Genomic DNA, 9733 nt, shown 5'->3' on the forward strand with positions numbered 1-9733 from the left:
AAGCGGTGGTGCGCTTGCGGACGGCCGGCGTACCGGCCACCACGAGGCTGATCAGTGCGCGGCCTCGACGGAACCGTTGAGGTAGGTGCCCATCAGCATCGTGAAGACGTAGGCCTGCAGGAAGATGATCAGCAGCTCGAAGAACGTCATCACGATGGCCATGAGCGCCGACAGCGGGAAGAAGACCGCGGAGAAGTTGCCGACCTGGAACAGGTAGACCGCCCCCAGGGCGAACGTCACCAGGAGCATGTGGCCCGCGAACAGGTTGGCGAAGAGTCGGATCGCCAGGGTGAAGGGCCGCACGATGAAGTTCTGCAGCAGCTCCAGCGGCGTCACCAGGATGTAGGCGGCCTTCGGCACACCCGGCAGGAACATGATGTCCCGGAAGTAGGGCCACAGACCCTGGTTCTTGATCCCGACGGCGATGTAGACGACCCAGCAGACCAGCGCCAGGACCAGCGGGAAGGAGAACCGCGCCATCGGCGAGATCTGGATGCCGGGGATGATCGCCAGCGCGTTGTTGGCGAGGATGAAGAAGAACAGCGACGCGAGGAACGGCGCGAAGGGCAGGCCCTTGGGGCCGACCACGTCGCGGGCGATGCCGTCGCGCACCAGCGAGTAGCCCGATTCGCCGACGAACTGGAGGCGGCTCGGGACGATCTCGGCCTTGCGCGCGGCCATCACCAGGAAGACCAGGATCACCGCGGTCGCCAGCCACAGCGCCAGGATGATCCGGTCGATGTCGAACTGGATGCCGAGGACCGAGAAGCCGAACAGCGTCTCGGGGAAGAACTCCCCGACGCCCGGAGGGACGAACCCGCCGCCGGGATCGCTCTCCACGGCGAGGACGTCGCCGAGCGCGTGGGCGCTGAAGGTCACCGTTGTCCTTTCTGCGTCCTGGACCGGCTACCTCGCCCGCCCGGAGTCTGGCTGCTCCGCGACCCGGGGGGCGGATCGACGGTTCCGTACTTGACGACGACCACGTAGATGGCCACTGCTACGCCGAGGATGATCCCGACCGGGAAGAACACGCGTGTGTCCAGCCACTGGTCGACCAGCCACCCGACCCCGCCCCACACGGCCATCCCGGACAGCAAGGTCCCGGTGACCCCCCAGCCCATGTCGGCCCCGCTGGGCTGACGAGCGTGAGGTGCAGGGCGCGGCCGGGCACCCCCGGTCCTGGAGGTGTCCTCGGCCATCGGCAGGGACCCTATCAGCCGCGTCGGGAGGGGTGCTCCTGGTCCGCCCGACCGGGGGACCCGGCCGCCGGCCGAGGCGGCGCGGGAGGCGGGACGTAGTACAGCTGGCGGGTCCAGACCCAGCGCAGCTGGAAGGCGCTCCACACCAGGGCGCCGGCCACCACGGTCCACGCGAGCGCCCGCCGGTCGATCCAGCCGTCGGCGGGCAGTGCGTTGAGCACACCGAACAGCACCGTCGCCTTGACCCCGAAGACCAGCAGCGCCACGGGGAGGGTGAGGGTGTCCCCGATGCGGCCGGCCCAGGCCACCGCGGCCGAGGAGGCGGCGAAGAACGCCGTCACGAGCACGGCCCCGAGCAGCACGCCCCAGACGGCGTCCCAGCCGGCCAGGGCCCCGGCGACGGGCGCGGCGACGACGGCCAGGCCGGCGGTGACGAGGGCGCCCGGCCGGAGGAAGGAGATGTCCCACGGGACCTCGGCGGGATCTGGCTGGCTCATCGGGCTCCCTGGCCGGCCCGGACCGCCGCCTGCGCGGCCGGCCCGGTGGTCTGGTCGGTGGATCGGTCGGCGCCGCGGGCGCCGCGGGCGGTGGGGTGGTCGGCGCGGCTGCGCTCGCGCTGTGCGGCCAGTTCTGCGGCGCGCGCCTCCCGGGCGGCCCGGCGGGCCCGCGGGCTGAGCACCACGACCACGCCCACGACGAGCAGGACGGCCACGGCGACGACCAGCTCGACCCGCCCGCCGGTGATCGACATCCCGACCGCGCCGAAGGAGAGCAGGGCGGCCCAGAAGTACATGACGAGCACGGCGCGCTTGTGCGAGTGCCCGATGGAGAGCAGCCGGTGGTGCAGGTGCATCTTGTCCGGCGCGAACGGCGACCGGCCCTGGCGGGTGCGCCGGACCACGGCCAGCACCAGGTCGGTGAAGGGGATGAAGAGGATCGCGATGGGCACGAGCAGCGGCAGGGTGAGCGGCAGCAGGCTGGCCGCCGAGTCGAACGTCTGCGCGTCCACCCCCCCGGTGGCCGTCACCGCGGCCGCCGACAGCATCAGCCCGACGAGCATCGAGCCCGAGTCGCCCATGAAGATCCGCGCCGGGCTGAAGTTGTGCGGCAGGAAGCCCAGGCACGCACCGGCGAGCACCGCGGTGATCAGCGCCGGGGCGCTCGCCGTCTCCACGTAGCCGGTCAGCCCGAGGTGGAAGCTGTAGGCGAAGAACGCCAGGGCGGCGATCGCCGAGACGCCCGCGGCCAGGCCGTCCAGCCCGTCGATGAAGTTGAGCGCGTTGACCGCGAACACCGTCAGCAGGATGGTCAGCGGGACCCCGACGTCCGGGCCCAGCGACACCGTCCCGATGTCGGCAACCGGCAGGAACAGGAACGCCAGCTGGACGCCGAGCAGCACCATGACGCCGGCCGCGGCGATCTGCCCGGTGAGTTTCGTCAGCGCGTCCAGGCCCCACTTGTCGTCCAGCACCCCCAGCAGGCAGATGAGCCCGCCGGCGACGAGGACCGCGTAGACCTGGGTGTCGTCGAAGGTGCGCTGGAGGGCCGGCAGCCGCGAGGCCACCAGGACCGCGGCCACCACGCCCAGGTACATGGCGACGCCGCCGCCCCGCGGGGTCGGGATGACGTGCACGTCGCGCTCGCGCGGGGCGGCCATCATCCGCAGCCGGATCGCCACCATGCGCACCACCGGCGTGGCCAGGAAGGTGACCAGCGCCGCGGTGAGCAGGACGACGACGTACTCGCGCACGGGCTCAGGCGGTCCGCGCCGGCTCGGGGTACGCGGGATGGGCGCCGACGAGCTCGCGCACGCCCGCGGCGACCTCGGCGGTCCGGCTGCCGTCGGCGTCGCGGATGGCGGCGCCGATCAGGGAGGCGATCGACTTCATGTCCGGCTCGGTCATGCCCTGGGTCGTGACGGCCGGGCTGCCGACGCGGATGCCGGAGGCCACGGAGGCCGGCTGGGGGTCGAACGGGATCGCGTTCTTGTTGAGCACGATGCCGGCGGCGTCGCACCGCTGCTCGGCCTCGGCGCCGGTCACGCCCGCCTCCCGCAGGTCCAGCAGGGCCAGGTGGGTGTCCGTGCCGCCGGCGACCGGCCGCAGCCCCTCGGCGGCCAGCCCCTCGGTCAGCGCCTGCGCGTTGGCGACCACCTGGCGCGCGTAGGCCTGGTAGGCGGGCTGCAGGCACTCCTTGAAGTTCACCGCCTTGGCGGCGACGGCGTGCATGAGCGGGCCGCCCTGCATCATCGGGAAGGCGGCCTTGTCTATCGCCTTGGCGTGCTCGGCGCGGCAGACGATGGCGCCGCCACGCGGACCGCGCAGCACCTTGTGCGTGGTGAAGGTGACCACGTCGGCGTACGGCACGGGGCTGGGGATGGCCTTGCCGGCGACCAGCCCGATGAAGTGCGCGGCGTCGACCATGAAGACCGCGCCCACCTCGTCGGCGATCTGCCGGAAGGCGGCGAAGTCGATCAGCCGCGGGATCGCCGAGCCGCCGGCGACGATCAGCTTGGGGCGGTGCTCGCGAGCCAGGTCGCGCACCTGGTCGTAGTCGATGTGCTCGGTCGCCGGGTCGACGCCGTACTGGACGGCGTGGAACCACTTGCCGCTGAAGCTGACCTTCGTGCCGTGCGTCAGGTGGCCGCCGTGCGGCAGCGCCATGCCCAGGAAGGTGTCCCCCGGCGAGAGGAAGGCGCCGTAGGCGGCGAGGTTGGCGTTGGCGCCGGAGTGCGGCTGCAGGTTGGCGTGCTCGGCGCCGAACAGCTCCTTGGCCCGCTCGATGCCGATCTCCTCGGCACGGTCGACGACCTCGCAGCCGCCGTAGTACCGGCGCCCGGGGTAGCCCTCGGCGTACTTGTTCGACAGCGTGCTCCCCAGCGCCGCGAGGACGGCGGGGCTGGTGAAGTTCTCGCTGGCGATCAGCTGCAACCCACCGCGGAGCCGGTCCAGCTCACCGGTGACCACGCCGGCGATGTCGGGGTCGACGGCGGCCAGGGCCTCGAAGTCCGGTCCCCAGTAGGGCGTGCTCATCTCGGTCGCGCTCCAGGGCGTGGGTGCGGGCGCCCGCGCTCCCCGGCTCGGGTCCCGCGGCGGTCAGTGCTCCACGGTATCGCTCCGGCGCGTGCGCGCAGGGGACCCGAGGAGCGGCCGGGGCCGGGAGGCGCCTCCGTCAGTCGCTGAGGTCGGGCACGACCTCGCGCAGCCGCTCGACCGGCACGGCACCGACGCGCAGCACCCGCGGCGCCGGGCCCGTGCAGTCGACGATGGTGCTCGCCACCGAGCTGGTGCGCGGGCCCCCGTCCAGCACGACCGCGGCGTGCAGGCCGAGCTGCTGCACCGCCTGCTGCGCGTCGGTCGCCGCCGGCCGGCCCGAGCGGTTGGCGCTGGAGACCGCCAGCGGCCCGGTGCGGCGCAGCAGGTCGCGGGCGAGCTCGTCGTCGGGGAGCCGCACGGCCACCGTCCCCTCGGCGTCGCCCAGGTCCCAGGCCAGCGACGGGGCGTGCTCGACCACCAGGGTGAGCCCCCCGGGCCAGAACTCCTGGGCGAGCCGGGTGGCCACCTCCGGCGTCCGGAGCACCAGCCCGGCGAGGGTGGACGCCTCCCCGACGAGCACCGGGACGGGCATCGCCCGGCCCCGGTTCTTCGCCTCCAGCAGCCCGCGCACCGCCGCCGGGGAGAAGGCGTCGGCGGCCACGCCGTAGACGGTGTCGGTCGGGAGCAGCACCAGGTCGCCCCGGCCGATCGCCGTCGCCGCGGCGTCCAGGCCGGCGGCGCGCGCCTCCGGGTCGGAGCAGTCGTAGAAGTCGGCCACGGTCGAGCAGTCTTCCGCAGACCTCAGCCGGAGCGGCGGGCGGTGGTGTAGCGGGGCCGGCCGGCCAGGTCGGGGTGGTCGTCGACGTCGGTGAACCCACCGTGCGAGCGGACGACGGCGGGCAGGGACTCCCCCTGCTGGTCGGCGTGCTCGATGCCCAGCCAGCCACCGGGGCGCAGCAGCCGCGCCGCGGTGACCAGCAGCCCGCGCACGACGTCCAGGCCGTCGGGACCGCCCCACAGCGCCAGCGGCGGGTCGTGGTCGGCGACCTCGCGGGGCACCCGCGCGCCGTCCGGCACGTAGGGCGGGTTGCTGACCACCAGGTCGGCGCGCCCGTCGAGCTCCCGCAGCAGCCCCGGGTCCGTCATGTCGCCGGCCAGGACGTCGACCGGGGTGTCCCCCGCCGCCGCCCGCGCGCCCGCGTTGTGCCGCGTCCAGGCGATCGCGCCGGGATCGCGCTCCACCGCCGTCACCCGCGCGCCGGGGTGCTCGTGCGCCAGCGCCAGGGCGATCGCGCCGGACCCCGACCCGAGGTCGACGACGACGGGGTCCGCGACGCCGGCGAGCCGCTCCAGCGCCCAGCCGACCAGCTGCTCGGTCTCCGGCCGCGGCACGAACACCCCGGGGCCGACCGCGAGCTCCAGGTACCGGAACGGCGCCCGGCCGGTGAGGTGCTGCAGCGGCACCCGGTCGGCGCGCTGGGCCACCAGCGCCTCGAACCGGGCGGCCGCCGCGTCCGCGACGTCGTCGAGCGTGAGCAGCCGGGCGCGCGGGACGCCCAGGGTGTGCGCCAGCAGCAGCTCGGCGTCCACCCGGGGGCTCTCCACGCCGGCCTCGGCCAGACGCGCGGCCGCCCCGGCCAGCAGCGACCGCGCGGTCAGGAGCCGGCCGCCAGCAGCTCGGCGGTGTGCGCGGCGACCAGCGCGTCGATCACGCCGTCGAGGTCGCCGTCGAGCACCTGGTCCAGGTTGTGCGACTTGTAGCCGACGCGGTGGTCGGAGATCCGGTTCTCCGGGAAGTTGTAGGTGCGCACCCGCTCGCTGCGGTCGACGGTGCGCACCTGGCTGCGCCGCTGGTCGCTGGCCGCGGCGGCGGCCTCCTCGCGGGCGGCGGCCAGCAGGCGGGAGCGGAGCACCCGCAGCGCGGACTCCCGGTTCTGCAGCTGGCTCTTCTCGTTCTGCGAGCTGACCACGATGCCCGTCGGCAGGTGCGTGATGCGCACGGCCGAGTCGGTGGTGTTCACGCTCTGCCCACCGGGGCCCGACGAGCGGAAGACGTCGATGCGCAGGTCGTTCGGGTCAACGCTGACGTCGACCTCCTCGGCCTCGGGCAGCACCAGGACGCCGGCCGCCGACGTGTGGATGCGGCCCTGGCTCTCCGTGGCGGGCACCCGCTGCACGCGGTGCACGCCGCCCTCGAACTTCAGCCGCGACCAGATGCCCTCGTCGGTGCGGGACTTCACCGCGATCGCGACGTCCTTGTAGCCGCCGAGCTCGGCGTCGACGGCGTCCAGCACCTCGGTGGCCCAGCCGCGGCGCTCCGCGTAGCGCAGGTACATGCGCACCAGGTCGCCGGCGAACAGGGCCGACTCCGCACCACCCTCGCCCGCCTTGATCTCGAGGATGACGTCCTTGTCGTCGTCGGGGTCCTTGGGCAGCAGCTGCTCGCGCAACCGGTCGGTGAGCTCGGCGATCCGCTGCTCCAGCGCCGTCGCCTCGGCCGCGAACGACGGGTCCTCGGCGGCCAACTCGCGGGCGGCGCTCAGGTCGTCCCGGGCCTGCTCCAGCCCGCGCGCGGTCTCCACCAGCGGCGCCAGCTGGGCGTACCGGCGGCCCATCCGCCGGGCGCGGGACTGGTCGGCGTGCACGGCCGGGTCGGCGAGCTCCTGCTCCAGGCGGGCGTGCTCGGCGAGCAACCCGGCCAGCCGGTCGGGTGCGGCGGTCTCGCTGCTCATCGGTCCCTCCTGAGGGCGTTGTGTGCACGAACCGCCCCGGCGCTATGTGCACATAACGCCACGGAGGGGCGGTCGCTCCGGACATGACGACGGCGCCCGCCCCACCGCGGAGGGTGGGACGGGCGCCGTCGGGGGTGCTACTTGGCGTCGGCCGAGGCGCCGCGCTTGCCGAAGCGCTTCTCGAAGCGGGCCACGCGGCCGCCGGTGTCGAGGATGCGCTGCTTGCCGGTGTAGAACGGGTGGCAGGCGGAGCAGGTCTCGACGGTCAGCTGACCGGTCGGGGACGTGCTGCGGGTCGTGAAGGTGTTGCCGCAGCCGCAGGTCACGGTGGTGACGTTGTAGGCCGGGTGGATGTCGGGCTTCATGGCTGCTGCCTCTTCTACGAAGTCTGGGTCGTTCGGTCGGTCAGAACGCCGGGGGCCGGACGGGTATTTCCGGCCGCGCCGACGGGGCTCGGCCGACCAGTCTCCCAGATCGGGAGACCGGCCGGCCGTGGCCCCCTTGCAGGGCCCCGACGCGAGCTCGCGAGTGGCGGGGCGAGGGGGTCCCTTACTCGTGCGGACCCAGCGTCGTCTTCTGGATCTGCATGAGGAACTCGACGTTGTTGCGCGTCTTCTTCAGCTTGTCGATCAGCAGTTCCAGGGCCTGCTGCGGCTCGAGCGCGGCGAGCACCCGGCGCAGCTTGATGACGATGGCCAGCTCGTCGGGCGACATGAGGATCTCCTCCTTGCGCGTGCCCGACGCGTTGACGTCGACGGCCGGGAAGACCCGCTTGTCCGCCAGCCGGCGGTCCAGCTTGATCTCGGCGTTCCCGGTGCCCTTGAACTCCTCGAAGATGACCGTGTCCATCGTCGAGCCGGTCTCGACCAGCGCCGAGGCGATGATCGTCAGCGAGCCGCCGTTCTCGATGTTGCGGGCCGCGCCGAGGAAGCGCTTGGGCGGGTAGAGCGCCGTGGAGTCGACACCACCGGAGAGGATGCGCCCGCTGGCGGGGGCCGCCAGGTTGTACGCGCGGCCCAGGCGGGTGATCGAGTCCAGCAGGACGACGACGTCGTGGCCCATCTCGACCAGGCGCTTGGCCCGCTCGATGGAGAGCTCCGCGACCGTGGTGTGGTCCGCCGGCGGCCGGTCGAAGGTCGAGGCGATGACCTCGCCCTTCACCGAGCGCTGCATGTCGGTGACCTCTTCGGGACGCTCGTCGACGAGGACGACCATCAGGTGGCACTCGGGGTTGTTCGTGGTGATCGCGTTGGCGATCGACTGCAGCACCATCGTCTTGCCGGCCTTGGGCGGGCTGACGATGAGGGCGCGCTGCCCCTTGCCGATCGGCATGACCAGGTCGATGACCCGGGTGGTCAGCAGGTGCGGCTCGGTCTCCAGCCGCAGGCGGTCCTGCGGGTAGAGCGGGGTCAGCTTGGTGAACTCCGGGCGGTTGCGCGCCTGCTCGGGGTCCAGTCCGTTCACCGTGTCGAGGCGGACGAGAGCGTTGTACTTGTCCTTGCGCTCACCCTCGCGCGGCTGGCGGACGGCGCCGGTGATGGCGTCGCCGCGGCGCAGTCCGTAGCGGCGCACCTGCGACAGCGAGACGTAGACGTCGTTCGGCCCGGTCAGGTAGCCCGAGGTCCGGACGAAGGCGTAGTTGTCCAGGACGTCGAGGATGCCGGCGACCGGCAGGAGGACGTCGTCCTCGCTGACCGTCGGCTCACCCTGCTCGAAGCGGTCGCGGCCGCCGCGCTTGTTGCGGTCGCGGTAGCGACGGCCCCGGCGGCCGCGGCCACCCTCGAAGTCGTCGTCCTCGTCGTCGGCGGGGCGGTCGTTGCGACCGCCGTCGGTGCGGCCGCCGTCGGTGCGGTTGTCGCTCCGGTTGTCCGGCCGGCCGCCCCGGTCGTTGCGCCCGTCGGGGCCGCGGTTGCCGTCGCGGCTGCCGCCGTCCCGGTTGCCGCCGTCCCGGCTGCCGTCGCGGTTGCCCCGCTCGGTGCGGTCACCGCCGTCGCGGCTGCCGGTGCGGTCACCGCCGTCGCGGTTGCCGGTGCGGTCACCGCCGTCGCGGTTGCCGTCCCGCTCGGCGCGGTTGCGTCCGCGGTTGCGCTGCGGCCGCTCACCCTCGCGCTGCTCGTCCTCGCGCGGCTCGGCGGGAGCCGTGTCCTGCGCGGGGGTCTCGGCCTGGGTGGCGTCCGCCGCGGGGGTCTCGGCCGACACGGCGGGCGAGCCGGCCGGGCGGCTGGCGGAGCGGCGGGTGCGCGCAGGCGCCTCGCCGGTCACCGGGCCGCCGTTGGCGCCGCCGCTGACGGGGGCCTCGAGGGGCGCGGCCGACGCGGCGGCACCGCGCGCGGCCTCGGCGCCACCGGTGGTACCGCTCTCCGTGCGCGGCGCGGGCGCGCCGCCCTCGGAGCCGGCACCCACCTGGCGGGCGGAGATGGCGGCGACCAGGTCGCTCTTGCGCATCCGGCCGGTGCCGGGGATGCCCAGCTCGCCGGCGAGGCGCTGGAGTTCGGGCAGGAGCATGCCCGACAAGCCGTTGCCGCGGCGGCGGGGACGCCCGGCCGACCCAGAAGCGGCAGTGCCCTCGGCAGAGGCGGCGGCGTCGGGCGCGCCGGTCGTGCCGAGGTCGGTGGTTTCGCTCACGTACAGGTCCTTCCCTGCGGTGACCTGCGCGTCTCAGCGCAGGGGGTGCCCGGTCCCCGGCGGACCGGCCCGGTGGGCGGGTGCGCGTCAGGAGACAGGTCGAAAAGGTGCGGGGCGGATCAGCGGCGAAGAGGATCGGACA

General features: G+C 73.8%; 9 protein-coding genes. All 9 read right to left on the reverse strand.

Annotated elements, in window-relative coordinates:
- Positions 1–51: 51 nt before the first annotated feature.
- Positions 52–879 (reverse strand): F0F1 ATP synthase subunit A, encoded by an 828-nt coding sequence (atpB, locus tag E9529_RS03000; protein WP_236829619.1) that lies wholly within the window; start codon positions 877–879, stop codon positions 52–54.
- Between the two features lie 334 nt (positions 880–1213).
- The gene (locus E9529_RS03005) at positions 1214–1696 is read right to left on the reverse strand and encodes a hypothetical protein (protein WP_236829620.1); all 483 of its coding nucleotides are present in this window, start codon (positions 1694–1696) and stop codon (positions 1214–1216) included.
- Positions 1693–2949 carry a glycosyltransferase family 4 protein gene (locus tag E9529_RS03010; protein ID WP_236829621.1) on the reverse strand — a complete coding sequence of 419 codons (1257 nt, stop codon included), beginning with the start codon at positions 2947–2949 and terminating at the stop codon, positions 1693–1695. The genes E9529_RS03005 and E9529_RS03010 overlap by 4 nt, the downstream gene beginning before the upstream one ends.
- Positions 2950–2953: 4 nt before the next feature.
- A complete protein-coding gene (glyA, locus tag E9529_RS03015) occupies positions 2954–4231 on the reverse strand; it encodes a serine hydroxymethyltransferase (RefSeq protein ID WP_236829622.1) in 1278 nt (425 codons plus the stop codon).
- Positions 4232–4370: 139 nt separating this feature from the next.
- The gene (locus tag E9529_RS03020) at positions 4371–5012 is read right to left on the reverse strand and encodes an L-threonylcarbamoyladenylate synthase (protein WP_236829623.1); all 642 of its coding nucleotides are present in this window, start codon (positions 5010–5012) and stop codon (positions 4371–4373) included.
- Between the two features lie 23 nt (positions 5013–5035).
- A complete protein-coding gene (prmC, locus tag E9529_RS03025) occupies positions 5036–5893 on the reverse strand; it encodes a peptide chain release factor N(5)-glutamine methyltransferase (RefSeq protein WP_255708118.1) in 858 nt (285 codons plus the stop codon).
- A complete protein-coding gene (prfA, locus tag E9529_RS03030) occupies positions 5890–6966 on the reverse strand; it encodes a peptide chain release factor 1 (RefSeq protein WP_236829625.1) in 1077 nt (358 codons plus the stop codon). Before prfA ends, prmC begins: the two co-directional genes overlap by 4 nt.
- A gap of 137 nt (positions 6967–7103) precedes the next feature.
- The gene (gene rpmE, locus E9529_RS03035; RefSeq protein WP_236829626.1) at positions 7104–7331 is read right to left on the reverse strand and encodes a 50S ribosomal protein L31; all 228 of its coding nucleotides are present in this window, start codon (positions 7329–7331) and stop codon (positions 7104–7106) included.
- A 184-nt stretch (positions 7332–7515) separates the two neighbouring features.
- On the reverse strand, positions 7516–9471 hold the full coding sequence (gene rho / locus E9529_RS03040; protein WP_255708119.1) for a transcription termination factor Rho: 1956 nt from the start codon (positions 9469–9471) through the stop codon (positions 7516–7518).
- Positions 9472–9733 lie beyond the last annotated feature (262 nt).

The sequence above is a fragment of the Blastococcus sp. KM273128 genome (assembly GCF_021698975.1).
GTDB lineage: Bacteria > Actinomycetota > Actinomycetes > Mycobacteriales > Geodermatophilaceae > Blastococcus.